Origin of the sequence: Sphingorhabdus sp. 109 (genome assembly GCF_902506555.1) — a bacterium.
In the GTDB taxonomy this organism is placed as follows: domain Bacteria; phylum Pseudomonadota; class Alphaproteobacteria; order Sphingomonadales; family Sphingomonadaceae; genus Parasphingorhabdus.
Genome location: NZ_LR732707.1, coordinates 896,619 through 921,363, shown reverse-complemented (window position 1 = coordinate 921,363; position 24,745 = coordinate 896,619). Strand labels below are relative to the sequence as shown.

The 24,745-nt window shown below is 58.4% G+C and carries 22 protein-coding genes; 9 read left to right on the top strand and 13 right to left on the bottom strand.

All coding sequences use genetic code 11. The annotated features are described in order from the left end of the window. Positions 1-47 precede the first annotated feature (47 nt). Both dprA and plsY read right to left on the bottom strand, forming a co-directional pair. On the bottom strand, positions 48-1,166 hold the full coding sequence (gene dprA, locus BOSE62_RS04530; protein ID WP_159642454.1) for a DNA-processing protein DprA: 1,119 nt from the start codon (positions 1,164-1,166) through the stop codon (positions 48-50). A gap of 5 nt (positions 1,167-1,171) precedes the next feature. After that, complete coding sequence (plsY, locus tag BOSE62_RS04525; protein WP_159642452.1) at positions 1,172-1,765, bottom strand: glycerol-3-phosphate 1-O-acyltransferase PlsY; 594 nt, start codon at positions 1,763-1,765, stop codon at positions 1,172-1,174. A 152-nt stretch (positions 1,766-1,917) separates the two neighbouring features. Between plsY and murI the strand changes: the two genes are divergently transcribed. Continuing rightward, positions 1,918-2,730 carry a glutamate racemase gene (gene murI / locus BOSE62_RS04520; RefSeq protein ID WP_159642450.1) on the top strand — a complete coding sequence of 271 codons (813 nt, stop codon included), beginning with the start codon at positions 1,918-1,920 and terminating at the stop codon, positions 2,728-2,730. Positions 2,731-2,847: 117 nt separating this feature from the next. Beyond that, the gene (gene hemA, locus BOSE62_RS04515) at positions 2,848-4,068 is read left to right on the top strand and encodes a 5-aminolevulinate synthase (protein WP_159642448.1); all 1,221 of its coding nucleotides are present in this window, start codon (positions 2,848-2,850) and stop codon (positions 4,066-4,068) included. Positions 4,069-4,403: 335 nt separating this feature from the next. Here hemA and BOSE62_RS04510 read toward each other — a convergent pair whose 3' ends face one another. After that, a complete protein-coding gene (locus BOSE62_RS04510; protein ID WP_159642446.1) occupies positions 4,404-5,387 on the bottom strand; it encodes a threonine ammonia-lyase in 984 nt (327 codons plus the stop codon). Between the two features lie 53 nt (positions 5,388-5,440). Here BOSE62_RS04510 and BOSE62_RS04505 point away from each other — a divergent pair, with 53 nt between their 5' ends. From BOSE62_RS04505 to BOSE62_RS04485, 5 genes are all read left to right on the top strand, one after another. Next, on the top strand, positions 5,441-6,658 hold the full coding sequence (locus BOSE62_RS04505; protein ID WP_159642444.1) for a saccharopine dehydrogenase family protein: 1,218 nt from the start codon (positions 5,441-5,443) through the stop codon (positions 6,656-6,658). A 1-nt stretch (position 6,659) separates the two neighbouring features. Next, on the top strand, positions 6,660-7,829 hold the full coding sequence (locus BOSE62_RS04500) for a carboxynorspermidine decarboxylase (RefSeq protein WP_159642442.1): 1,170 nt from the start codon (positions 6,660-6,662) through the stop codon (positions 7,827-7,829). Between the two features lie 146 nt (positions 7,830-7,975). Further along, entirely contained in the window at positions 7,976-9,175 is a 1,200-nt protein-coding gene (locus BOSE62_RS04495) for a type III PLP-dependent enzyme (protein WP_159642440.1), read from the top strand. Positions 9,176-9,248: 73 nt separating this feature from the next. Then, positions 9,249-9,680, top strand: a complete 432-nt coding sequence (locus BOSE62_RS04490; protein WP_159642439.1) for an MAPEG family protein — start codon at positions 9,249-9,251, stop codon at positions 9,678-9,680. A 29-nt stretch (positions 9,681-9,709) separates the two neighbouring features. Next, on the top strand, positions 9,710-10,141 hold the full coding sequence (locus BOSE62_RS04485) for an MAPEG family protein (RefSeq protein WP_159642437.1): 432 nt from the start codon (positions 9,710-9,712) through the stop codon (positions 10,139-10,141). Between the two features lie 41 nt (positions 10,142-10,182). On the opposite strand, the gene BOSE62_RS04480 is transcribed toward BOSE62_RS04485, so the two are convergent. From BOSE62_RS04480 to BOSE62_RS04445, 8 genes are read right to left on the bottom strand one after another with little or no spacing between them, the layout of a single operon-like run. Then, positions 10,183-11,391 (bottom strand): class I SAM-dependent RNA methyltransferase, encoded by a 1,209-nt coding sequence (locus BOSE62_RS04480; protein WP_159642435.1) that lies wholly within the window; start codon positions 11,389-11,391, stop codon positions 10,183-10,185. Beyond that, entirely contained in the window at positions 11,388-12,791 is a 1,404-nt protein-coding gene (locus BOSE62_RS04475; protein WP_159642433.1) for an NAD(P)H-hydrate dehydratase, read from the bottom strand. Before BOSE62_RS04475 ends, BOSE62_RS04480 begins: the two co-directional genes overlap by 4 nt. An 8-nt stretch (positions 12,792-12,799) precedes the next feature. After that, positions 12,800-13,168 carry a hypothetical protein gene (locus tag BOSE62_RS04470; protein ID WP_159642431.1) on the bottom strand — a complete coding sequence of 123 codons (369 nt, stop codon included), beginning with the start codon at positions 13,166-13,168 and terminating at the stop codon, positions 12,800-12,802. Between the two features lie 55 nt (positions 13,169-13,223). Further along, positions 13,224-14,945: a dihydroxy-acid dehydratase gene (gene ilvD / locus BOSE62_RS04465; protein ID WP_159642429.1), complete on the bottom strand. Its 1,722-nt coding sequence runs from the start codon at positions 14,943-14,945 to the stop codon at positions 13,224-13,226. Positions 14,946-14,997: 52 nt separating this feature from the next. Next, positions 14,998-15,750 carry an N-formylglutamate amidohydrolase gene (locus BOSE62_RS04460; RefSeq protein WP_236553831.1) on the bottom strand — a complete coding sequence of 251 codons (753 nt, stop codon included), beginning with the start codon at positions 15,748-15,750 and terminating at the stop codon, positions 14,998-15,000. Then, positions 15,723-16,577 (bottom strand): 4-(cytidine 5'-diphospho)-2-C-methyl-D-erythritol kinase, encoded by an 855-nt coding sequence (locus BOSE62_RS04455; RefSeq protein ID WP_159642427.1) that lies wholly within the window; start codon positions 16,575-16,577, stop codon positions 15,723-15,725. The genes BOSE62_RS04460 and BOSE62_RS04455 overlap by 28 nt, the downstream gene beginning before the upstream one ends. After that, positions 16,577-18,265, bottom strand: coding sequence for a tetratricopeptide repeat protein (locus tag BOSE62_RS04450; RefSeq protein WP_159642425.1), 1,689 nt, complete (start codon positions 18,263-18,265; stop codon positions 16,577-16,579). Before BOSE62_RS04450 ends, BOSE62_RS04455 begins: the two co-directional genes overlap by 1 nt. Then, a complete protein-coding gene (locus BOSE62_RS04445) occupies positions 18,234-19,889 on the bottom strand; it encodes an electron transfer flavoprotein-ubiquinone oxidoreductase (protein ID WP_159642423.1) in 1,656 nt (551 codons plus the stop codon). Before BOSE62_RS04445 ends, BOSE62_RS04450 begins: the two co-directional genes overlap by 32 nt. Before the next feature lie 128 nt (positions 19,890-20,017). Here BOSE62_RS04445 and BOSE62_RS04440 point away from each other — a divergent pair, with 128 nt between their 5' ends. Further along, positions 20,018-20,794 carry a uracil-DNA glycosylase family protein gene (locus BOSE62_RS04440; RefSeq protein ID WP_159642421.1) on the top strand — a complete coding sequence of 259 codons (777 nt, stop codon included), beginning with the start codon at positions 20,018-20,020 and terminating at the stop codon, positions 20,792-20,794. Next, positions 20,791-22,533: a lytic transglycosylase domain-containing protein gene (locus BOSE62_RS04435; protein WP_159642419.1), complete on the top strand. Its 1,743-nt coding sequence runs from the start codon at positions 20,791-20,793 to the stop codon at positions 22,531-22,533. Before BOSE62_RS04440 ends, BOSE62_RS04435 begins: the two co-directional genes overlap by 4 nt. Positions 22,534-22,609: 76 nt before the next feature. Here the strand turns inward: BOSE62_RS04435 and ahcY are convergent, their stop codons facing one another. Both ahcY and BOSE62_RS04425 read right to left on the bottom strand, forming a co-directional pair. Further along, entirely contained in the window at positions 22,610-24,064 is a 1,455-nt protein-coding gene (ahcY, locus tag BOSE62_RS04430; RefSeq protein WP_159642417.1) for an adenosylhomocysteinase, read from the bottom strand. Between the two features lie 103 nt (positions 24,065-24,167). After that, positions 24,168-24,740: a YqgE/AlgH family protein gene (locus tag BOSE62_RS04425; RefSeq protein ID WP_236553827.1), complete on the bottom strand. Its 573-nt coding sequence runs from the start codon at positions 24,738-24,740 to the stop codon at positions 24,168-24,170. Positions 24,741-24,745 lie beyond the last annotated feature (5 nt).

Sequence of the window (24,745 nt, the reverse complement as noted above, 5' to 3'; positions counted from 1 at the left end):
GAAGATTTTTGTCAATGGCGGTCGAGATTTTACCAGTCTACAAGCGATCAGTTCGACAGGCTGACCCGGGCCCCGGCATGACGGATCAGTCGTCCGGCCAGCTCGAGTTCAAGCAGGGCCAGTTGCACCGCAGGAGCATCCAGCCCCGATTGCCTGACCAACTCATCGACAGTCACTGGCGTCATGCTCAGCAACGCTATCACCGGCTCCCGTTCTGCATTGTCCATTTCCGTCAGTCCGTTCCCGTACAAGGCCGGATCTTCCCGATCGGCCCGAAATTCGCTGCCACAAGCCGCCGGTTCCGCGCGATCGTCAAAATGCCGGATCATTTCCAGTATATCCTCGGCCGATTGAATCAGCGTCGCGCCCTCCCGGATCAGCATATTACAGCCCCTCGATCTCGGATCGAGCGGAGAGCCGGGAACCGCCATTACCTGCCGCCCTGCTTCCGCCGCCAGCCGGGCCGTAATCAATGATCCCGAACGCGGCGCAGCCTCGATAACCACAGTGCCTCTCGCAAGTCCGGCGATGATCCGGTTGCGATAGGGAAAATGCCGGGCGCGCGGTTCCGTTCCCGGAGGCTGTTCTGCCAGCAGCAACCCGCGCTCGGCTATCGTCCGCTGCAATCTTTCATTCTCTGGTGGATAAAAAACATCCAGACCGCCAGCGATTACCGCGATCGTGGCCTTATCCAGCGAACCCTGATGAGCGGCGGTATCGATGCCTTTCGCCAGACCGGACACTACTGCAATCCCCGCTTCCGACAGTCTGTTGGCCAGATCGCGGCCAATGCGGCACGCCGCTGCCGACGCATTTCTTGCTCCCACTATGGCGACCACTGTTTTGTCCAACAGACCTGAGTGGCCCTGCCAGATCAGGACCGGTGGGGGATTGCCAAGCTCCGCGAGCAACACAGGATAAGCGGGATCCCCGAGGAACAGGCACTCGGCTCCCAGTTGGTGAATCGATTGCATTTCCGCTTCTATTCGCTTCACTTCTGCAATCCGTGGCGCGCGTCCGCCACCCCGAGCCGCCAGATCGGGAATAGCTTCCAGTGCCCGGGCTGCTGTCCCGAATCTTCTGATCAACTGCTGATAAGTAACGGGTCCGATATTCTCGGATCGGATTAGCCGGAGCCGGTCAAACGCTTCCTGGCTTTCGCCCATTCACTTCATGCCTTTTTTGACGCTCCGACTTTTGGCTCTTCGCCCGCGATCAAACGCTCGATGTTGGAGCGATGTTTCCACAAAACCAGCAAGGCCAGCCCGATGAACATGGGCATCATCGCATATTCACCCAGAACGAAGGCTGCTATCGGCACCGATATCGCAGCGAGCATCCCGCCAACCGAAGAGTAGCGCCAGATCGCCAGCGATCCAAGCCACGTGACCGCAAATATCAAGCCCGCAGTGGGGATCAGGGCGGTGACAATGCCGAGCAGTGTCGCCACGCCTTTGCCCCCGTTGAACCGGAGCCATATCGGGTAAAGATGGCCGAGAAAGGCACCGAGACCGGCCAGTACGCCCAGTCCGTCAGAAACCTGCAAGGCTATGTAAACCGCAGCAAATCCCTTGCCGATATCGAGAAGCAGGGTCAGCGCAGCCATAGCCTTGTTGCCGGTCCGGAGAACATTGGTGGCGCCGATATTGCCGGACCCGGTCTGGCGCAGATCGCCGCCACCGGAGAGCCGTGTCAGCACCAGCCCGAAAGGAACGGAGCCCAGCAAATAGCCAAGCCCTAACGCCAAAATTGGTTCTACCCACATAGACTGCACTGCAAATACCCCTATTTCGATCCGCGCTATAGTTACCTGTGGTGATGGGCAAGTATTTCGCTCGAAAAAACGTCAAGGCCAAACATCTGTCAGACGAACCGAAGCGGTTGCCGTCGCATCGTTATTCTGGCTATGGGCATAACATGACTGAAGCGCAGAATGGCGAATGCCCTCCCTTGTTGTTTTTCGATACCGGTGTCGGCGGGCTTTCGGTTCTGGGCGAGACACGACATTTGCTGCCCAAGGCACCGGTCATCTATGCTGCGGATTATGCTGGTCTGCCTTATGGCATGAAGTCCGAAGCCGAGCTCGCCGCCCGCGTTCCGGCGCTCCTCGGCCGTCTCGTCGAACGGTACAAACCGCAACTGGTCACGATCGCCTGTAACACCGCATCGACCATTGCTCTCGATCATGTCCGCTCCGCGCTGGACATCCCGGTTGTTGGCACCGTGCCCGCGATCAAACCGGCAAGCGAGCTGACCAAGACCGGGGTGATCGGCCTTCTCGGCACGAAGGCGACCATCCGGCAACCATATGTCGACCGGCTCGCTGCCGATTTTGCCGCTGACAAAATGCTGCTGCGCCATGCTGCTCCGGAACTGGTTTATGCCGCCGAGGCCAAGCTGCGCGGAGAGCAGCCCGACGCCGGAGCAATAGCGGCCGCCATGTCCGGGCTGGTTGAACAGGCCGACGGCGCGGAGCTGGACACGGTCATCCTGGCCTGCACCCATTTTCCGCTGTTGCGCGACGAACTGGCCGTCGCGGCAGGAAGGCCCGTCCAATTCATTGACGGCGCCAAAGGTATCGCGCGCCGGATTGCCTATCTGACCGGGAACAGGACGTGGCCGGACGATGAGCGGGAAGGGACTTTTGTCACAACCGGAGATATCGCCGATATCGAGCCCTACCGCCCGGCCTTCGCCAGATATGGTATAAGCCGGTTCGAAAAGCTGTAAGCCCGTGGCGGACAACCCTTATTGCGAGTGGTTCGCGCTGGAAATTGTGAGAAAAGGCCGCTAAAGGCCATTTCCAGAAAACAGCAAACTCAGATTTGACGCAGGATTTGGTGCACAGTGGACTACGACAAGATTTTTTCGCAAGCGATTGACCGGCTGCATGCCGAGGGTCGCTACCGGGTATTCATCGACATCCTGCGCAACAAGGGATCCTTTCCCAATGCCCGCTGTTTCGCACATCATAACGGTCCGCAACCGGTCACCGTCTGGTGCTCGAATGACTATCTCGCCATGGGCCAGCATCCTGATGTGATCAAGGCGATGGAAGAGGCTCTGCACGACGTCGGAGCCGGATCGGGCGGAACCCGCAATATCGGCGGTAACACCCATTATCATATCCAGCTTGAGCGGGAACTGGCCGACTGGCATGGCAAGTCCGCCGCGCTGCTTTTCACCTCGGGTTATGTATCGAATGAGGCGACGTTGTCCACGCTGACCAAGGTACTGCCGGGCTGCATCATCTTTTCAGACGAACTGAACCACGCTTCGATGATCGCCGGAATCAAGAACAGCGGCTGCGAGAAACGGGTTTTCCGGCACAATGACCTCGAGCATCTCGAAGAATTGCTGGCTGCCGCAGATCCCGAAGCGCCGAAGCTGATCGCCTTCGAAAGCATCTATTCGATGGATGGCGATGTCGCGCCGATCCACGCCATTTGCGATCTGGCCGACAAATATAACGCGCTCACCTATTGCGACGAAGTCCATGCGGTCGGCATGTACGGCAAGCGCGGCGGCGGTATTTCCGAACGCGACAAGGCGGCTGAACGGATCACGATCATCGAGGGGACATTGGCCAAGGCCGTTGGTGTGATGGGCGGCTATATTACCGCTGACCAGAAGATCGTCGACGTGATCCGGTCCTATGCCCCGGGTTTCATATTCACCACCAGCCTTTCGCCAGTGCTTGTTGCCGGCGCCCTGGCCAGCATCCGGCACCTGAAACAGTCGACCGCCGAGCGCGATGGCCAGCAGGCAGCCGCCCAAAAACTCAAGGACCTGTTCGCCGAGGCGGGTCTGCCGGTGATGGATTCCACGACCCATATCGTTCCGCTGCAAGTGGGCGATCCGGTCAAGGCCAAGAAAATCAGCGATATATTGCTCGCCGAATATGGCGTCTATGTACAACCGATCAATTATCCGACCGTACCGCGCGGAACGGAACGTCTGCGCTTCACGCCCGGACCGGCGCATAGCGAGGCGATGATGGTTGACCTGACCAAGGCACTGGTGGAAATCTGGAGCCGGATGGATCTAGAACGGGCGATCGCGGCCTAGTTTCCAAATTCGGATTGCCGCCTTGCCATAAAATTATCGGAACAAACTCCCAATAGATCTTCCCTGTTTTCGCCGCGCAATGCCCCCCCGCCAAAACTTTACACAAGCGCGCGTTTTTCATTTCTGAGACTTTTGCCTCCGGTCCGCAGAATTGCTGCCGTTCTCGTTCCGCCGCTGGTTCCCGAGTGTGACTTTCCAAACCGCCGGCAAAATCCGGATAGCTTTGCGTGCGGACGATTGGTGGCGCTATCATCTAATCAAATTGTCAAAGAGCCTGAATCAGAATCAGCAGAAGATAGGCCATCAGGACCGGTGTAGGAAAGACTTATCAGACCCTAGCTACCCCTAATGATGTCCGCGAAGCGCTGACGGTCGACATTGCCCCCCGACAGCGTGATGGCGGTCCGGTCGGTCAGTCCGGCCTTGCCAGCGAGAAGCGCCGCCAGCGCAACGGCACCGCCCGGTTCAACGACCAAGCGCAATTTCTCGAATGCTACCCGCATCGCGTGATGCACTTCAGCGGTGGAAACGGCGATGCCTGTGGCGTCGCGATCTTTCAGAATATTGAACGTGATTGGCGCAACGCTGAGCGTTTGCAGCGCGTCGCAATCGGTCGCGGGCGGGTTGTCCTCTACCGGCACGATCGCTCCACCTTCCAGCGAGCGTTTCATGTCATCCCAGCCTTCCGGCTCGACGACCATAATTTTGGCGTCAGGGTTAGCCAGAGCGGTCCCGCTTGCCAGGCCTCCACCGCCGCAGCAGGCGACAATCTGATCCGGCTCCGATCCGGTTCGGGCCCGCACCTGTTCGCGGATTTCCAGACCGCAGCTACCCTGTCCCTCGACGATCCAGGGATCATCGAAACTGGGAACAACCACGGCTCCGCTTTTCTGCGATAGATCGGCTGCCAATTGTTCCCGATTACCGCCCATCCGGTCATAGGTGATGACCTTGGCACCCAATGCCTTTGTATTCTCCAGTTTCGCCCTGGGAGCATCCTCAGGCATGATGATCGTTGCAGGTATGTTCAGCCTGCGAGCAGCCCATGCAACGCCGTGTGCATGATTTCCGCTGGAAAAGGCAATGACACCCCGCTGGCGCTGATCATCGTTCAGATCGGTCAAACGGTGCCAGCCACCCCGTATTTTGAACGCGCCAATCGGTTGCAGGCATTCTGCCTTGCACCAGACTGTCTTGCCATCAATTTCCAAAGGCAACAGCGGTGTCGCCGGCAGTATGTCAGCAACTTTTCTTGCCGCTCGTTCAACCCCTGCAAGTTTTGGTTTGCGCTCAGGGTCCATCAGGTCTTGCTCTGTCATGACCTCTCCCTATATGCGGGGCTAACATTTCTCCAGCATTTAGAGTGGAAATCATGGGCAAAATATTGGTGATCGGCGCAGGCGGCGTCAGTTCGGTTGCAGTGCATAAAATGGCACAGTTGATAGCGGCAGGCAGCGGGCCTTTCAGCGAAATTCTACTGGCCAGTCGGACTTTATCAAAATGCGACGCGATTGCCGAGTCGGTCAAAGAGCGGACCGGCGTGGCGATATCCACGTCCCAGATTGACGCCGACAATGTTCCGGCGCTGACCGCATTGATCGAGCAGGAAAAGCCTGATCTGGTGGTCAATCTGGCGCTACCCTATCAGGATTTGCCGATCATGGACGCCTGTCTGGCGACCAAGACCGACTATCTCGACACCGCCAATTACGAACCGCGCGACGAAGCCAAGTTCGAATATAAATGGCAGTGGGATTATCAGGACCGGTACAAGGACGCCGGGATCATGGCGCTGCTCGGCTCCGGCTTTGATCCGGGCGTGACCAGCGTGTTCACCTGCTGGCTGAAGAAACATCATTTCGACCGAATCGATACGCTCGACATTCTCGACTGCAACGGCGGCGATCATGGCCAGCATTTCGCGACCAATTTCAATCCGGAAATCAATATCCGCGAAGTTACCGCCAACTCGCGGCATTGGGAGAATGGCCAGTGGGTCGAGGGACCGGCGCTGACCCAGAAGCAGGAGTTCGATTTCGAGGCGGTCGGCCCGAAGAATATGTATCTGATGTATCACGAGGAAATCGAGTCGCTAAAGACGCACCTCCCGGAAATTCAGCGGATTCGCTTCTGGATGACCTTTGGCGATGCCTATCTGACCCATCTCGAAGTGCTGCAAAATGTCGGTATGACCCGGATTGATCCGGTGATGTACGAAGGCCGCGAGATCATCCCGTTGCAGTTCCTGAAAGCCGTATTGCCGGAGCCTGCGAGCCTCGGTGAAACCACCAAGGGCAATACCAATATCGGTGTTATCGCAACCGGCGTGAAAGACGGCGTCGAGAAGACGCTCTACGTCAAGAATATCTGCAGCCATGAGGCGGCCTTCGAGGAAACCGGCAACCAGGGCGTCAGCTATACCACCGGCGTTCCGGCGATGATCGGCGCGGCAATGATGCTGTCCGGCCAGTGGAAGGGCGACGGCGTGTTCAATATGGAAGAATTCGATCCCGATCCATTCATGGCGATGCTGAACGAGCATGGTTTGCCGTGGACATTGGAAGAATTGGAAGCACCTTTGGCGTTCTAGGATGGAGACCAAGGCCGGCGATCCCGGCGCGTTTGCGCAATTTGATCTGGGCCGCGTGCCCTCGCCCGCCTTTGTCGTGGACGAGGCAGCCGTGCGGCGGAATCTGGCGATATTGGCAGATATCAGGACGCGTTCGGGTGCCAAGGTCCTGCTGGCGCTAAAAGCATTTTCGATGTGGTCTCTGGCGCCACTGATCGACGAATATCTCGATGGCTATTGCGCGTCTGGCCTGTGGGAAGCGCGGCTTGCCAGAGAACATTTTCGCGGGCCTATCAGCACTTACTCTCCCGCCTATAAAGCGGAAGATCTGGCCCGTATCAGTGCCATTTCCGAGCATGTCACCTTTAATAATCCGGCGCAGATTGTGCGATGGAAAAGTTACTCTAATCATAACCTTCTGAACGATAGTTCAGAAATAGGATTAAGAATCAATCCGCAAATCCCGCTGGGTGAGACGGAAAAATATGATCCGAGCCAGCCGCATAGCCGGCTCGGCTTTCCGGTCAGCCAGCTGGCACCAGAGCATTTCCGACATTTGAGCGGCATCCACTTTCACAATCTATGCGAGCAGGGTTTTGACGCGTTGCAGCAGACATGGGAGAAGGTCGAGCCGTATATCGCGCCGCATTTCGGCACGCTCAAATGGATAAATCTGGGTGGCGGGCACCATATCACACGCGATGATTATGATCGCGAGGCGTTGGTGTTTTTCCTGAAAGATCTGAAAGCGCGGTCGGGTTGCGATATCTATCTCGAGCCGGGCGAGGCCGTGGCGCTGGATGCGGGAATCCTGGTCGGCGAGATACTGGATGTCTTCGACAATGGCATACCGGTCGGGATCACCGACATATCGGCGACCTGCCATATGCCGGACGTAATCGAGGCGCCCTATCGGCCGGCCATGCTGGGTGAGCGCAGCGAAGGCACCGCCATTCGCCTCGGCGGACCCAGTTGCCTCGCGGGTGACATTATCGGCGATTATATCCTGCCCGCCGACGCGCATATCGGGCAACGCATCGCTTTCCTTGATCAGGCCCATTATTCGATGGTAAAGACCAACACATTCAACGGTGTTCCCCTGCCCTCGATCTGGCTGTGGAACAGCGACAATGACACGCTAAAATGCGTCAAAACATTCGATTGGACGGTGTTTCAGGACCGGTTGAGCTAGAAAATGGACCGGTAGCAGCACTTTCTGTAAATGTAGGACTTTACAGACTCATATAGCGGCCATATAGCCGCGCTTCGCTGCCCCATGGCCGCTTGCGAATCCGCAAGGCAGCTCAATCGATCTAAGCCGATAGGGGGTCCCTTGAGTTGCGCTATTACCATGATGCCGAGGAGCTGACGAAGGCTCTTAGCCCAGATATTCCAGTTTTGCTTAACCGGCCACACGCTGCCCGTCGTGCTGCGCGTTATTTCGTCGAGCAGTTTCCCGGCAAGTCGCTCTATGCGGTGAAGGCGAATCCTTCGCCAACCTTGCTGCAATTGCTTTGGGAAGAAGGCGTCACCCATTTCGACGTCGCCTCGATCGACGAAGTGCGGACCGTGCGCGCGGCGCTGCCAGAGGCGACGCTTTGCTACATGAACCCGGTCAAGCAGTTGGCTTCGGTGCGGGAAGCCTATCACGAGCATGGCGTGCGGATTTTCTCGCTCGACAGTATCGAAGAGCTGGAGAAGATCGAACTGGGCACCGGTAATGCCGAAGACCTGACGCTCTGCGTCCGGATTCGCGTGGCTTCGGAATTTGCCGAAATCAGCCTCGCTTCGAAATTCGGTATCGATGTCGATGAATCGGCCGAATTGCTGCAGCGCGTGCGGCAGCGGGCCGACTGCCTCGGAATCTGCTTTCATGTCGGAAGCCAGGCGATGACGCCGCTCGCCTATGTCCATGCTCTCGAGCGGGTCCGTACCGCGATTGTCGGCGCGTCGGTGACCGTAGACATCGTCAATGTCGGTGGTGGTTTTCCGTCCATTTATCCCGATCTGGCGCCGGTTTCGCTCAACCATTATTTCACCGCCATCGACCGCACGTTCGAGGATCTGCCGATCAGCTATTCCGCAGAGCTGTGGTGCGAACCCGGTCGCGCATTGTCGGCCGAATATAGCTCGCTGGTGGTCAAGGTCGAGCGCCGTCGTGGCAACGAGCTCTATATCAATGACGGCGCCTATGGCACCCTGTTCGACGCCGCCCATATCGGCTGGCGCTTTCCGGTGCGACAGATCGGTGCCGACGAGGACGGCGGCGCGACGACCGGTTTCAGCTTCTACGGCCCGACCTGCGACGACATGGACTTCATGGCCGGACCGTTCACCCTGCCCGACAGCATTCAGGCCGGCGACTATATCGAAATCGGTATGATCGGTGCCTATGGCTCGGCGATGCGGACCAAGTTCAACGGCTATGGCAGCAGCGAGGAATATGATGTCGCCGACGAACCGATGGCCAGCCTCTATGTCGGCGAAAATCTCGACCGGTCCGATCGCGACAATGTGGTGTCCTTTCCGAGCGCCTAGCCACTGATTTAGGTTGCAATTGACAATCGGTTACAGTTGACGCAGTTTCTTCCCGTTTTCGGGAGGACGAAACATGGAAATTGCAATTTTGGCTCCAGCGGCCGTGCTGGTCTTGTGGTCGCTGATCATGCTGTTCTGGATGGCCGCGACAAGATTCCCCGCGATGGCGAAATCCGGCGCGGATCTAGGCAGCGCAAAGCCGGGTGGACGCGGCAGCGATCTCGAAGGGGTCATTCCCGACAAGGTAAACTGGAAGGCCCATAATTACACCCATTTGATGGAACAACCGACTCTGTTCTACGCGACGGTCGTCATTCTGGCCGTTGCCGGTGCAGGGCACGGAATGAATCTCTATCTGGCATGGTCCTATGTCATCATCCGGATCATCCACAGCATCTGGCAGGCGACGGTCAATCTGGTGAAGGTCCGCTTTCTGCTCTTCATATTGTCGACCGTCTGCCTGCTGGTCATGGCGGTCAACGCCCTGTGGGCCACGCTTTTCTAGCATCATAACAATATTCGGGAGGAAATTTAATGGACAACAGCCCCTTGCTGCAACCGATGGTTGCGCTCATTTTGTGGACCATGCTGATCTGGCTGTGGATGTATGTCACGCGGATTCCGGCGATGAACAAGGCCAAGATCGACACCGCCAATCTGGTCGGTGGCAAAGGTGGTGATCTCGACGAATTGCTGCCGCCGGACGTGCAGTGGAAAGCGCATAATTATAACCATTTGCTGACAGAACCGACGCTTTTTTATGCAATTTGTGTTGTTTTGATCCTTTCGGGACAGGATTATGGACTGAACCAGACCATTGCCTGGGCCTATGTTGCCCTGCGCGTGTTGCACAGTCTGGTACAGGTGACCGTCAACCGCGTGCTTTTCCGGTTCATATTATTTGCCCTGTCGAGCCTGTGCATTATCGCGCTGGCAATTCACGCAGCTATCGCGGTCTTCCATTAGACGAGGTGATGGCTGGAGCGGACCAGCCCTTGCAGGCGTAGCTAGCGGCTGAAGCTGGAGACAAGCTCGACATGGGTCGACCAGAGAAACTGGCCCACCGGCCAGACCTGGTCGAGCTTGTAGCCGGCGTCGCACAGTTGCTTCGCATCGCGGGCGAAACTGGCCGGATTGCAGCTGATATAGCAGATTTTCGCGACATCGGACTGAGCCAGTTGCAATATCTGGTCGCGGGCGCCGGCCCGCGGCGGATCGAGAATGACGGCATTGAAGCGGTTCAGTTCCTCGACGCTTAGCGGTCGCCGGAACAGATCGCGATGCTCGCAGAAAATCTGTCGAGTCGAATGGTTGGCCGCCATTTTCAGCGAACCGATGGCATCGCGCGCGCCCTCGGCGGCATAGACTTTCTGGTCCGGGCCCAGAGCAAGCGTGAACGTACCCAGTCCGGCGAACAGGTCCGCAACCAGACGCGCATCGCCAACCGTTTCCCGCATGGCAGCGACCAGCGCCTGCTGGCCTTCCCGTGTCGGCTGAAGGAAACTGCTGTGCGGAAAACCGACCACAGTGCCACCCAGCGTGACCGTCACCGGTTCCGGTTCCCACTGGGTTTCGGGACCATAGCCGCCATCGACCGACAGGCGCGCCAGGCCGTTTTTCTGGGCAAAGGCCGATAGCGCTTCGCGCTGCTCCAGACCTTCCGGTTCGTAATTGCTGATCAGCAGGTCAATGCCCTGGTCGATCAGGGTCATTTCGATATTCATGTCATGTTTACGGCGGGCCGCTTTCTTGAGAAAGCTCCGAAGCGGCGGGAGTAGCGCCATCAGCTCGGGCGCCATAATCTCGCATTGCTTTAGATCGACAATCCTGTGGCTGCCCGCACCGCTGAACCCCAGCTTGAACTGGTCGCCGAGCTTGGCCGCGCGCAGGCTGGCGCGAATGCGGCTTCTGGGTTGCGAAATTTGCGGCGGGTGGAGCTTTCCGGCGACCACCCCCTGTCCTTCCAGCGCATAGGCCACGCGCTCGGTGAGGAAGCGGGCGTAGCTCTCGGCATCGAGATGTTGCAGGCTGCAACCGCCGCAGGACTGGAAATGCTGACAGGGTGGTTCGACATGATGCGGTCCCTTGATCAGGCCACCATCTTCGTTCAGCCGGTCGAGCGGTGCGGAAAAGGCAATATGGCGGCCATCGGCAGTCACGCCGTCCCCCTTCGCGGCAACGCGAATGATCAGGTCTGGATCGGCGGTCGCGGTCATAAACATTCCTGCAAGCTGGCGGGGATCTGGTCGACAAGCATTTCCGGCGTGAAGGCCGGGCCCGCCAGTTGTCCGGCCCGGCTGTGCAGCCACTGGCCTTCGCAGGCTGCCTTATAAGCACCAAGGCCCGTTGCCAAGCGACTTGCGATGATCCCGGCCAATATGTCACCGGTGCCCGCCGTGGAGAGCCATGGACAGTCCTGTGCCGACAGAGATACCTCGCGCTCGGTACTGGCGATCACCGTGTCTGCTCCCTTCAACAAAATGCTGCATCCTGACTCATGCGCGAGCTGACAGCTGTCCTGGATTTTATGTTCGGGTGCACGCCCCGTCAGTGAGGCAAATTCGCCGGCATGGGGAGTCGCGATCGTCCCGGCATTACGATTCTTCACCAGCGCGGAAAATTCCGTTCCGGCGACGGTTAGCGCATCAGCATCGAGGACCAGCGGTGCATCGGCTGCCAATGCGGCACCCAGCAGCTCCCTCGCCTGATCATCGCGACCCAGACCGGGGCCGACTACGATCGCGGAGATGCGCGGGTCGGAAAGCTTTTGCTGCAGGTCGGCGCTATCTTCCACGGTCTCGACCACGATACTGGAATGGGGAGAAGGAAAGCCGGCTGCGGCGAATATTTTGACATAACCGGCTCCGGATTTCTGGGCGGCTAGCGCTGTGAGTTGCGCGGCGCCGGGCATCGCACCAGCGACTACGCCTACCAGGCCACGGCTATATTTGTGATCCTGTGAAGTCGGCCCGGACATCTGCGACTTTGGCAATATTTCGAGATTGCTATCCGCCGTGATGCCGATATCGATCCCGACCAGATGGCCCGTTTTCGACCGTGCCGGCTCCAGATAATGGGAAGGTTTATACGCCCCGAGCGTGACGGTCATATCAAAAGCCGGAAGGTCATTGAGCAATAGACCGTGATCGGATTCAACGCCGCTGGGCAAATCGATCGCAACCCGACGTTTCGCACCGGCAAACAGGCGGCTGAAATCGCTGAACCAGCCATCACCAATGGCGCGCGTCAATCCGGTGCCGAAGAGACAGTCGACAAATTGCGCGGCGGGTTGTGCCTCTTCCAGCAAGACGGTTTCCCCATGCCAAAGCGATTTGGCATGGCGCGCGGCGTCGGTTGTCGGATCAGCCGCCGCGGCGATGCGGACTTCAACGCCTTTATCCCGCAGCCATTCCGCGATCACATAGCCGTCTCCGCCATTATTGCCCGGACCACAAAGCACCAGAGTCGGCATATCGGCGGCAACGCGCCAGATCATCTGCGCGGCGCCTTGCCCTGCGCGGCGCATCAGTTCGTCAACGCTAACGCCGGAGTCGATCAGCTTCTGTTCCGCACGCTTCATTTCAGCGGCGGTCAATATATTCCCCTGATTGATCATGCCTGTCTCTAGCTTCCGGCTGGCGCCGGTTCTTCCTGGCTGTCGGTGGGCCCTTCTGCACCAGCGTTCGGCTTGATCTGTGCGGGCAACAGATATTTGTCGGGTCCGACGCTGACCTGGATCTTGCCATCTTCAACAATCATGATCCGCGCCCTGTCAAAACCGTCCGCGGCTTCCAAGCCATGACCGTCGGTCAGCACATTGAATCGACGGAAACCGCCGTCGGGGTGCCGGATGATCATGGTGACGCCATTTTCACCGCTCAGCCGTTCAATCAGGCAGTCGCGGGTAAAATCGGTTGCACCATCGATGGCGCAACTGATTTTTCCGTCTTCTCCGGCTTGTGCAGCCGCTCGCTGCTCTGCTTCGGCAAGCACAGCATTGTCCGGCCTGCTGTCGCAAGCAGTCAACAATAACGCGAAGGCGACAGCACTAGATATCCGCATAGACATGTTTTTCCGCTTTGGCTCCCGGATGGGTAACCGCGCCCTTATAGGCCGGTCCTACATTCTGGGCATAGCGCCACAAGGTCCCCGAACCATAATCACTTTCGCGTTGCGTGAAGTTTTTCCGCCGCTCGGTCAATATCGCCTCGTCGACTTCCAGATCGATAAGGCCCTTCTCGGCGTCAATATTGATCATGTCGCCATCCTCGATCAGGCCGATAGGTCCGCCATCGGCCGCCTCCGGTCCGACATGGCCAATGCAGAAACCGCGAGTGGCGCCCGAGAAGCGGCCATCGGTGATCAGCGCGACTTTCTCGCCCATGCCCTGACCATAGAGCGCGGCGGTGGTGGCCAACATTTCCCGCATGCCGGGGCCGCCTTTCGGCCCTTCGTTGCGGATAACGACGACAGCGCCTTCCTTGATCTTCCGGTCTTCAACGGCTTCAAAAGCATCTTCCTCGCACTCGAAGACTTGGGCCGGACCGCGGAACTGCAGGCGTGCCATGCCGGCGACCTTGACGATCGCGCCTTCTGGCGCCAGCGAACCGCGCAGACCGACAACGCCGCCGGTCGGGGTGATCGCGTGCTGCACGTCGTAGATGACCTTCTGGTCGGGGTTCCAGACGATTTCCTCGATATTCTCGCCCAGGGTCTTGCCGGTCACGGTGATGCAGTCGCCCTTGATCAGACCATTGTCCATCATCGTCTTCATCAGCATGTAGACGCCGCCGGCATCGTGCATGTCCTTGGCGACATATTTGCCGCCCGGCTTGAGGTCCGCCAGATAGGGGGTGGTCTTGAAGATTTCCGCGACGTCGAACAGGTCGAAATCTATACCCGCCTCGCTGGCCATGGCCGGCAGATGAAGAGCCGCATTGGTCGAGCCACCGGTGGCGGCGACCACGCGGGCGGCGTTGATGAAGGCATCGCGGGTGCAGATATCGCGCGGCCGCAAATTGAGCTCGATCAGGTTCATGATCTGCCGGCCCGCGGCCCGCGCCATATCGTCGCGGGTTTCATAGGGAGCGGGTGCCATATTGCTGTTCGGCAGCGACAGGCCGATGGCCTCGGCGACGCAGGCCATGGTGTTGGCGGTAAACTGGCCGCCGCAAGCGCCGTGTCCGGGGCAAGCGACTTTTTCCAGTTCGATCAGTTCCTGTAGCGGGCAATTGCCGGCGCTGTGCTGACCGACCGCTTCGAACACGTCGACGACCGTTACATCATGGTCGTGGAAGCGTCCGGGCAGGATCGAGCCGCCATAGACGAAAATCGACGGCACATTGAGCCGCAGCATCGCCATCATCATGCCGGGCAGGCTCTTGTCGCAGCCGGCATAGCCGATCACCGCGTCATAGCAGTGGCCGCGAACGCTGAGCTCAACGCTGTCGGCAATCACTTCGCGCGACACCAGCGAAGCTTTCATGCCCTGATGGCCCATGGCAATGCCGTCGGTGACCGTGATGGTGTTGAACCGGCGCGGGGTTCCGCCGGCTTCGATCACGCCTTCACGCGCGATATCGGCCTGACCGTCGAGCAATGTGTTGCAGGGCGCGCTGTCGTTCCCCGCGGAAGCGATGCCGACAAAAGGTTTTGCGATATCTTCCTCGGTCATTCCCATGGCATAATAATAGCTGCGCTGGGGCGCGCGTTCGGGACCGACGCTGACGTGACGGCTGGGCAAACGGGATTTATCGAATCTGTTGGTCATTCTGGCTTTCCAATATGGCAATTTCCGGATCGTCCTTCCAAAAGTCCGCCGGTTAAGCAAGAGCCGTTCTTATTTTATCGCACGTACGCAATAAAATATCGGCAAATCGCCGCTGTCCGGTCTCTTCCCGGATCAGGTCCTGACGGACTTCGACCCCGATATAGGGCTGGCCGACGGTTTCACACTGCCGGTTCATCGTCGCGTTGAGATCCTTGCCCGAATACGGCATCTGGTCACCGACGATCAAGCCCTCCTCCTCGCCGAGATACTGGAGCGCGAGGCGCGGGGCCGTCTGATGATCATTATACATGATACCGATGTCCCACGGACGTTTCAGCTGCGGATTGGTCCGCAGCACCGGCGAAAAGCTGTGCAGCGAAGCCACCAGCACCGGCTTCAGGTCGGCGATCAGCGCCGCCACCCGGTCATGATAGGGCGTGAAGAAGCGATCCAGCCTCGCCCGTTTTTCCGCTTCGGAAAGACGATTGCCCGGGATTTCAACGCCGTCGCTGCGCTCCACGATGACGGCTGGTTCATCGGGATAGCGGTTGAGATCGACGATAAGCCGGGAAGCCGTGCTGAGAACGGCGAGATAGCCTCCCTGCTCGGTCATCAACCGGGCTATCGGTGCGATCCCGGGATCATAGGCGATATGGTCCGTGGCATATTGTGGCGGAATACCGAGATCGATATCGTCGGGGACGTGGCAGGAGGCATGATCAACCAGCAGCAGAACGCCGCCTTCGGAGGGCACGCCAGAAATTTCGAATGCTTCGGTCACCGGATTTTCCCAATCATCGTCCATATTCGGTCCATCGTCTTGCGGCAGTGGCTCTCTGCTTTTCTGGCTTCGGTGGTTGAATCAAACAAGGCAAAACATGTTGCACCCGATCCCGACATACGGGCTAGCACCGGCCGGCAATGTTCCAGCGCCTGAAGGACTGCCGTCAACTCCGATACCAGCGCCGCGGCCGGGTCCTGCAGGTCATTTCTGCCTTTGCGGGCCGAGGCGATCAGCGGTCCACCCGAAAGGGCGCCGCGATCCACACCGTCCCAGGCCGCAAATATGTCCGCTGTAGGCACCGGGACCAGAGGATTGACCAGCAGCACGTCGGTACCGCGCAGATCATCATCGACAATCGGCTCCAGATCCTGGCCGATACCCGTGCCGCGGCAGGTTTTGCTGGCGACGCAGGCCGGGACATCGGCGCCGAGCGGCCGCGCCACAACCGCCAGTTCTTCTGGCGACAGCCCAAGCCCCCAGAAGCGGTTGAGCAACCGCAGCGTCGCTGCGGCATCGGCCGATCCTCCGCCGATTCCGGACGCAACCGGCAGCTGCTTGTCGAGATGCAGACGGGCCCCGCGCTTCATATCTGCGTGCTGCGCGAGCCGGTTTGCCGCCTGTATAACCAGATTGTCGGTCGCGCTCAAACCGTCCGCAAAAGGACCATCGATCTGCAAACTGATACCCTCGCCCGGACCCACCGAAATCCTGTCTCCCTGATCGAGAAAGGCAAATATCGTCTCCAGTTCGTGATAGCCGTCGGGCAGCCGCCTGCGGACATGCAGCGCAAGATTGATTTTTGCATAGGCCGTTTCCCGATCCGGCCCATCCCGTTCTGAGCCGGACATCAGGGCGATACGAGGTCGGGCTGGAGACCGATATCTATTTTGCTGGCAAGCCGCTGTGCATCCTCGTCTTCTGCGAACAATTTTGCAGATTTCCAGGCATAGCGCGCCTCGTAAAGCCGACCGACTGTCCAATAGGCATCTCCGAGATGCTCATTGATCGTCGGGTCCTGTGGCTGGCCTTCCAGAGCGCTTTCCAGATAGGTAACGGCCCGTTGGTGGTCGCCGGTAATGAAATAGGCCCAGCCGAGGGAATCGGTGATCGCGGGCGAATTCGATCGCAATTCGTGCGCCTGCTTGATCGCAGCGACCGCTTCCTTCTCGTTCTCCCGCCGTTCGAGCTGGGCATAGCCGAGATAATTGAGGATTGTCGGGGAATTGGGCAGCAGCTCATTTGCCCTGCGCAGCGATTCCAGCCCTTCCGGCCAGATTCCGGCCTGTTCCTGCGCGCCGCCCAGTGCCAGCCAGTAATTGGCGAGAACCAGATCGGAGCGGTTCTGCTGCTCCGCCAGCCGGACGGCCGAGGTAAAGGCATCCGCCGCCGCCACATGGTCACCCTGTGCCTGCAATACCTGGCCGCGCAGCATATGGAGTTCGGGAGCCTCCGGATCCGATTCCAGAACAGACACGAGCCGGGCCTTGGCTCCGTCAAAATCATCGTTGGCAACCAAGCTGGCGATCTGCGAACTCAGTCCGACGAGAAAATAGGGACTGTCGCTGCCAATCCGCGCATATTCCGCCGCCGCCAGATCGTGCTTCTCGGCCAGTGCATAGGCACGGCCCAGCATCAGCCAGGCATAGTCGGACCTGCCGGCAACCTGCGCGCCGGACAGCGCGAGCAGTTGCGAGAGAAAATTGGCTTGCTGCGCAGCCAGATCGCTCGAGAGCCGCTGGAAGAGGAAGGCCAGACCGGTGGTTGCCGTTACTTTTCGGGCCACGCCTTTTTTCAGCCCGGTTTCGATCTGATGATATAATCTCTGCTCGGCCGCGGTAGACCGTAGCTTCAGAATTTCCTTTGCCGCTTCCGGTTTGTTTCGCGCCCAGAAATGTCGGGCCGCCATTATTCGTACCGGCGCCATCCGCGCTTCGTTGCGCTCGACCAGAGCGGCGATCAAGGAGAGCGCGGCATCTTCCTGTCGGCGGGCGAGGCTGTGCAGGATCAACTGCTCTTCGAGATAATAGCGGGCGGTCGCATTGCTTCTGGCTCGCGAAAGCATCGCGGTCCCGTCACGCCCTCTTGCGGTTTCCAGCCAAGCCGCCAGAAACGGTTCAAGAAAGGCAAAATTCCCGAGTGATTCCGCCTCGACAGTCGCCAGATCGGCGCCATTCCAGTCCCGCTGCGCAAAGGCCGAAGCATAGAGCAGCAGCGGCATTTCCGGCTCCACCGTACCGCGCAACTGCATGACCCGGACCGCTTTTACGGCCAGATCGAAATCTCCCGTTTCCACGGCGCTAACATAGGCTTTGCCAGCGAACAACTCGTTGTCCGGCTGTTCCTTCAGACCGTCCGCGTAGATGGCGGCCGCAAGCTGATTCTGATCGGCGGACTCGGCCAGTCTGGCTTCAACAAAGCGATTGAGGCCCGTGGTGCTGTCGCCGCGACTGGCAAGCGCCGGTGCAGCAATCTGACTGGTGGCGAGCAGCGCCCATAGGCCGAGACTACATATTCGGATAATTTGGACCTCCGCCACCTTCCGGAACCACCCAGTTGATATTCTGGGCCGGGTCCTTGATATCACAGGTCTTGCAGTGCACGCAATTTTGCGCGTTGATCTGGAATTTCGGCTTGCCGGCCTCGTCCTCGACAAATTCGTAGACGCCTGCCGGGCAATAGCGCGCCGAAGGGCCGGCAAAGACCGGCAGATTGACATTAACCGGTATATCGGGATCTTTCAGTTGCAGATGGACCGGCTGGTCTTCTTCATGGTTGGTGTTCGACAGGAATACCGACGACAGACGATCGAAACTGATCACCCCGTCGGGCTTCGGATATTCGATCGGATTGCAATGTTCCGCCCGCTTCAATCGCGACCAGTCAGGGTGCAATTTCATCGTGAACGGCATTTTGATCTTCAGATGCTCGGCCCACATGTTGATGCCGGAAATGATCGTGCCGAGGAAATCGCCATATTTCTCGACCGCCGGCAATACGTTGCGCACCACGCGCAATTCTTCCCGGACCCAGCTATTTTCGTAAGCCGCGCCATAAGCGGTCAGTTCGTCGCTGCTGCGGTCTGCCACAATCGCTTCATAAGCAGCTTCTGCGGCCATCATTCCGGTCTTCATGGCGGTGTGCGTACCCTTGATTCGCGGAACATTGACGAAGCCGGCGGAGCAGCCGATCAGGGCGCCGCCCGGGAAATAGAGCTTGGGAACGGCTTGGAAGCCGCCATCGTTGATTGCTCGCGCGCCATAGGAAACGCGTTTTCCGCCTTCCAGGATCTGGCGGATTTCGGGATGCTGCTTCCAGCGCTGCATTTCCTCGAACGGCGACAGATAGGGGTTTTCGTAATTCAGCCAGGTGACAAAGCCAAGCGCGACCTGATTGTCCGCCTGATGATAGAGAAAGCCGCCGCCATTGGCGCCTTCGCTGAGCGGCCAGCCCTGCGAGTGGATCACCCGGCCCGGCTTGTGCTTGGCCGGATCGATATCCCACAATTCCTTGATCCCGAGACCATAGATTTGCGGCTCGCTTTCGGCATCCAGCGAAAACTGGTTTTTCAGAATCTTGGTCAGATGGCCGCGCGCGCCTTCGGCAAAGAATGTATATTTGGCGTGCAGTTCGAGACCGGGTTCATAATCCGGCTTGTGGCTGCCATCCCGTGCCACGCCCATATCGCCGGTGGCAACGCCTTTTACCGATCCATCCTCATTATACAGGATTTCGGCGGCCGCGAAGCCCGGGAAGATTTCGACGCCCATATTTTCGGCCCGCTCGCTCAGCCAGCGACACAGATTGCCGAGCGAACCGGTATAGGTGCCCTTGTTGTGCATGAAAGACGGGGTCATGAAATGGGGCAGCGAAATTTTTTTCTTCTTGGTCAATATCCAGTGATGGTTTTCGGTCACCGGAGTCTGCGCGAGCGGACAATCTTCGTCGCGCCATGACGGGAAGAGTTCATCTAGGCCCTTGGGGTCAATCACCGCGCCGGACAGGATATGCGCGCCGATTTCGGAGCCTTTTTCCAACACGCAGACCGACAGGTCCTTGCCTGCCTCGTCGGCCATCTGTTTGAACCTTATGGCTGCACTGAGACCGGCGGGACCACCCCCGACTATCACCAGATCATAAGGCATTGACTCTCGTTCACTCATGTCGCTTTTCCTACAATTCTTGCTTTTATTCTCTTCTATAATCGGTCTGTCGTAAACCGAAACCCGCTGGGCAGAAACCTGCTTTCCCGCCAATTGACCTATTCGTCAACTCATGACTCTATGCATAAATGAATTTAATCTCCGCACCAACGCCTAATCCTTCACCCGAGTCGATGATCGCCAGCCTGCAAGACTGGTGGTCGCTGGCTGGCGTCGATCTGGATTATGCCGACCGGCCGGCGGCGCTGCTGGCCCCCGCAACCATCGCTCCGGTGCAGGATCTGCCGCAAACAGCAACCGTTACGGAACGCGTGCCGGAAGAGGCCAGAACTCCGGTACAGGCCGAGCCATTGCCGGCCACCTATCCCGAATTTCTTGATTGGCTGGCCAATGACAGGAAGCTGGTTGAGTCGGGCTGGTCGAAGCAAAGGGTAATGCCGCAAGGGGACCTGGAACCGGAAATCATGGTGATTTCGGCGCTGCCGGAAAAAAACCGCAATGGCGACGTCCATCTCTTCAACCCGGACAACCGAAAACTGCTGGAAAAAATGCTGACGGCCATCGGATGTGATTCGGGCCAATCCTATCTAGCAAATATCGCTCTTTCCCTCTCCTATGATGGCCGGATAGACGAACAGCATTGGCCAGTGCTGAAAAACCGGCTTTTGCACCATATCGGGCTGGTCCGTCCGCACCGTATCATCTGCTTCGGCGACTTGGCGGCCAAGATCATATTCGGGCAGGACCTGCTGACCGCGCGCAAGAATAAGCAATTTATTAACCATAGTTCCTCACAAACAGAAGCGATCGTGACATTTCACCCGCGGATCCTGATCGAACGGCCATTGTTCAAGGCCGAAGCGTGGAAGGATTTGCAAATGCTGACAAGGATTTCTGCCTCGTGAAACTGAAATTTGCACTGACCGTATCGCTCCTCACCCTCACCGCTGCACCCGCGCTCGCAGACGATGGTGCTGTTCTCTACAACAGCGCTTCGGTTGCGAAATATGTTCCCTCACAGCTCAAGCAGAAACAATCGGACCATTATCGCGCCCTGTTTTCGGCGATGAGCAGCAATCACTGGGACGTGGCGAAAAACCTGCTCGACACGGCGCCGACCGGCCCGCTGAAACCGATCGCGCAAGCCGAATATTTCCTGGCTGCCAATAGTCCCCGGGCAGAACTTGGGCCGTTGCTGACTCTGGTCAATGAAGCGCCGCAAATACCGCAAGCCGCGCAGTTGGGCCGCCTGGCCCAGAAACGCGGCGCACAACTGTTGCCCGACCTGCCCCAGCGCCGCAACCTGTCATGGATTCCCGGTTCTCCGATCCGGTCGAAACCGAAAGATATCAGCTCCGACAGCGCAGCCAATAGCGTGCGCGGCCAGATTATAGACTTTATCAAGAACGACAATCCACAGGGCGCGGAAGCACTGCTGAACGCCAATGCCAGCCAGATGTCCTCCGAAGCACGCACGGAACTGGAGCAGCGGGTTGCCTGGTCCTATTATATCGAAAATGACGACAGCTCCGCATTGCGGCTCGCCCGGCAGGCGCAAAATGGCTCGGGTGAATGGGTCGGCCACGCCAACTGGGTGGCCGGGCTGGCATCATGGCGGCTGAACGACTGCCGCACAGCCGGCAACGCATTTGAACAGGTCTCCCGGTCTGCCGCCAATGTCGACCTGCAGGCTGCCGGTCTCTACTGGAGCGCCCGATCCGATCTGAAATGCGGCCTGCCTGAGCGGGTGCAGGGCAAGCTGCAGGCCGCGGCGCGTTTCGATGACAGCTTTTACGGTATGCTTGCGGCGCAGACACTCGGCATGGAACCGGACCGGTCCGGCCAAAGCGAGTCGTTCGAGAAAGCGGACTGGCGCGCGCTGGAACGGCACGAAAATGTCCGCGCTGCCATCGCTCTGGTGGAAATTGGTGAGGAACAGCTGGCCGATGAGGTGCTGCGGCATCAGGCGACGATCGGCGACAGCGGCGACCACCCTGCCCTGATCAAACTGGCCCGCGAACTTGATTTGCCACGGACCCAGCTCTGGCTCGCCCATAATGCGCCGCGCGGGGTGAAACCCGATGTCCAGGCCCGCTTCCCGGCGCCGAAATGGAAACCGGACGGTGGCTGGCGCGTCGATCCGGCATTGGTCTATGCCCATACATTGCAGGAATCCGCATTCCGCAGCAAAGTGGTCAGCCCAGCGAACGCCATCGGCCTGATGCAGGTCCGTCCCGGAACCGCCGGCGATATCGCCCGGGCCAATGGCCTCAATTTCAGCGAATCCGATCTCTACCGGCCCTCGACCAATCTCGAATATGGCCAGTCCTATCTCGAATATCTTGGCAAATCATCGATCACCGGCGGCAAGTTGCCCAAAATTGCCGCGGCCTATAATGCCGGGCCGGGCGCGGTGCAGCGCTGGAACAGCGAAGTTCGTGATAATGACGATCCGCTGCTGTTCATGGAAAGCATTCCCTATGTCGAGACTCGTGGCTATGTCTCGATCATATTGCGCAACTACTGGATGTACGAGAAACAGGCCGGTCTCCAATCGGTCAGCGCCCGCGCGCTTTCGCAAAATCAATGGCCGCAGTTTCCCGGCAATCCGGACCGGCGCCGGACCCAGTTCACTTCCCGCTAAGAATATGTCCAGACATTAAAAAGCCGGGCCATGCATTGCGCATGGCCCGGCTTTTTTGTTCGGAATATCCTGTCGCCTAGTAGCGATAATGGTCCGGCTTGAACGGGCCTTCGACCGGAACACCGATATAGTCAGCCTGTTCCTGGCTCAGCTTGTCCAGTTTCACGCCCAGTTTCGCGAGATGCAGTTCGGCGACCTTCTCGTCGAGATGCTTGGGCAGAACATAGACGTCATTTTCATATTGTTCCGGACGCAGCCACAATTCGATCTGAGCCAGCACCTGGTTGGTGAAACTGGCTGACATCACGAAGCTCGGGTGGCCAGTCGCGCAGCCCAGGTTCACCAGACGGCCCTGAGCGAGAACGATCAGCTTCTTGCCGTCCGCAAATTCGACCTCGTCGACCTGCGGCTTGATTTCGGTCCACTTCATGTTCTTCAGCGCACCAATCTGGATCTCGCTGTCGAAATGGCCGATATTACAGACAATCGCACGATCCTTCATGGCGCGCATGTGATCGACAGTGATGACATCCTTGTTGCCGGTCGTGGTAACAAAAATATCGCCCCGTTTGGTGCCTTCCTCCATGGTGACGACTTCAAAGCCTTCCATGGCCGCCTGCAGCGCGCAGATCGGATCGATTTCGGTCACGAGGACGCGAGCGCCGCCGTTGCGCAGCGACTGGGCAGAGCCTTTGCCGACATCACCGAAACCGGCGACAACAGCGACCTTGCCGGCCAGCATGACGTCGGTGGCGCGGCGGATTGCGTCGACCAGCGACTCTTTGCAACCATAGAGATTGTCGAACTTGGACTTGGTGACGCTGTCGTTGACGTTGATTGCCGGGAAAGGCAGCTTGCCGATCTTGGCGAGTTCATAGAGACGGTGAACACCGGTGGTGGTTTCTTCCGAAACGCCTTTGATCGCTTCAACCGTGCGGGTCAGATAGCCTGGACGTTCAGCAAGAAAGCGGGTCAGAGTAGCAACAAAGACTTCCTCTTCTTCATTTTCCGGCTTGAACAATTCTTCTCCGGCTTCCACCCGCGCGCCCCAAAGCGCGAACATGGTAGCATCGCCGCCATCATCAAGGATCAGGTTGCAGGTCTGGTCGGTGCCCCAGTCGAAGATGCGCTCGACATAGGCCCAATATTCTTCCAGCGTTTCGCCCTTGATAGCGAAAACCGGCGTGCCACCGGCTGCGATCGCAGCGGCGGCATGATCCTGGGTCGAGAAGATGTTGCAGGATGCCCAGCGCACTTCCGCGCCCAGTTCCAGCAAGGTTTCGATCAGCACGGCGGTCTGGATGGTCATGTGCAGCGAACCGGTGATGCGGGCGCCCTTCAGGGGCTTTTCCGCTCCGAATTCTTCGCGCAGCGCCATCAGGCCCGGCATTTCGGTTTCGGCTATTTCAATCTCTTTCCGGCCGAAATCGGCGAGGGAAATATCCTTGATGATATAATCCTGGGTTGCGGTGGCCACGTCATGTCTCCTTGAAAAACGAAATGCCGCACAGGCGTTCCGGTGCGACAACATGGCCGTTCAATAGAGGCTCGCCGCCTCGGAAGCAAATATAAAGATGTCTTTATATTTGATATATTGTGAGTCTGACGCTGCACAGACCGTAACAAACAATGCGTCAGGCACTGCCAAATCCGGTCGACAGTTTGGTCGGATCGATGCCCAAAGCGTCCCATGCCATCAGCCATTTGTCGCCGGACCTATGTTCGTACAGCCAGTCGGGCGATCCCTTGGCGATCGTCCAGCCATTCTGGGTCAGTTCGCTTTCCAGCTGCCCCTCTCCCCAGCCGGAATAACCGAGCGCGATGCTCCACTGTTGCGGACCGCGCCCCTGCGAAATCGCTTTCAGCATGTCGACAGAGCTGCTCAGTCCCCAGCTGTCGCCGACCTGCAGCGTGTCCGACATATTGATATCCAGGCTGTGCAGGATGAAACCGCGCTGGGTTTCCATTGGTCCACCCAGATAAACATCGCAATCGGGCGCTTCGGTCGTGTCGATATCAAACTGCCGGAGGATATCGTGAAACCGGATACCCTCCACCGTCTCGCCGATATTGATCCCCAGCGCGCCATTTTCATCGTGCGAACAGATTGCCACGACCGATCGCGAGAAGCGGGGATCGGCCATTCCGGGTGTCGCCAGGAGGAACTGGCCGGAGAAAAACAGAGGATCATTCATACTGGTCAGCATAGCGT

What these genes read in the sequence shown, in the direction of transcription:
- BOSE62_RS04490 (WP_159642439.1), top strand. Translation starts at nt 9,249, where the DNA reads ATGGAAATTGCAATTTTGGCTCCAGCGGCCGTGCTGGTCTTGTGGTCG.
- BOSE62_RS04460 (WP_236553831.1), bottom strand. Translation starts at nt 15,750, where the DNA reads ATGGACGATGATTGGGAAAATCCGGTGACCGAAGCATTCGAAATTTCT.
- ilvD (WP_159642429.1), bottom strand. Translation starts at nt 14,945, where the DNA reads ATGACCAACAGATTCGATAAATCCCGTTTGCCCAGCCGTCACGTCAGC.
- BOSE62_RS04480 (WP_159642435.1), bottom strand. Translation starts at nt 11,391, where the DNA reads ATGACCGCGACCGCCGATCCAGACCTGATCATTCGCGTTGCCGCGAAG.
- BOSE62_RS04510 (WP_159642446.1), bottom strand. Translation starts at nt 5,387, where the DNA reads ATGACAGAGCAAGACCTGATGGACCCTGAGCGCAAACCAAAACTTGCA.
- BOSE62_RS04455 (WP_159642427.1), bottom strand. Translation starts at nt 16,577, where the DNA reads ATGTCCGGCTCAGAACGGGATGGGCCGGATCGGGAAACGGCCTATGCA.
- ahcY (WP_159642417.1), bottom strand. Translation starts at nt 24,064, where the DNA reads ATGTTGTCGCACCGGAACGCCTGTGCGGCATTTCGTTTTTCAAGGAGA.
- BOSE62_RS04475 (WP_159642433.1), bottom strand. Translation starts at nt 12,791, where the DNA reads ATGATCAATCAGGGGAATATATTGACCGCCGCTGAAATGAAGCGTGCG.
- murI (WP_159642450.1), top strand. Translation starts at nt 1,918, where the DNA reads ATGACTGAAGCGCAGAATGGCGAATGCCCTCCCTTGTTGTTTTTCGAT.
- BOSE62_RS04440 (WP_159642421.1), top strand. Translation starts at nt 20,018, where the DNA reads ATGAATTTAATCTCCGCACCAACGCCTAATCCTTCACCCGAGTCGATG.
- BOSE62_RS04505 (WP_159642444.1), top strand. Translation starts at nt 5,441, where the DNA reads ATGGGCAAAATATTGGTGATCGGCGCAGGCGGCGTCAGTTCGGTTGCA.
- dprA (WP_159642454.1), bottom strand. Translation starts at nt 1,166, where the DNA reads ATGGGCGAAAGCCAGGAAGCGTTTGACCGGCTCCGGCTAATCCGATCC.
- plsY (WP_159642452.1), bottom strand. Translation starts at nt 1,765, where the DNA reads ATGTGGGTAGAACCAATTTTGGCGTTAGGGCTTGGCTATTTGCTGGGC.
- BOSE62_RS04425 (WP_236553827.1), bottom strand. Translation starts at nt 24,740, where the DNA reads ATGCTGACCAGTATGAATGATCCTCTGTTTTTCTCCGGCCAGTTCCTC.
- BOSE62_RS04445 (WP_159642423.1), bottom strand. Translation starts at nt 19,889, where the DNA reads ATGAGTGAACGAGAGTCAATGCCTTATGATCTGGTGATAGTCGGGGGT.
- BOSE62_RS04485 (WP_159642437.1), top strand. Translation starts at nt 9,710, where the DNA reads ATGGACAACAGCCCCTTGCTGCAACCGATGGTTGCGCTCATTTTGTGG.
- BOSE62_RS04500 (WP_159642442.1), top strand. Translation starts at nt 6,660, where the DNA reads ATGGAGACCAAGGCCGGCGATCCCGGCGCGTTTGCGCAATTTGATCTG.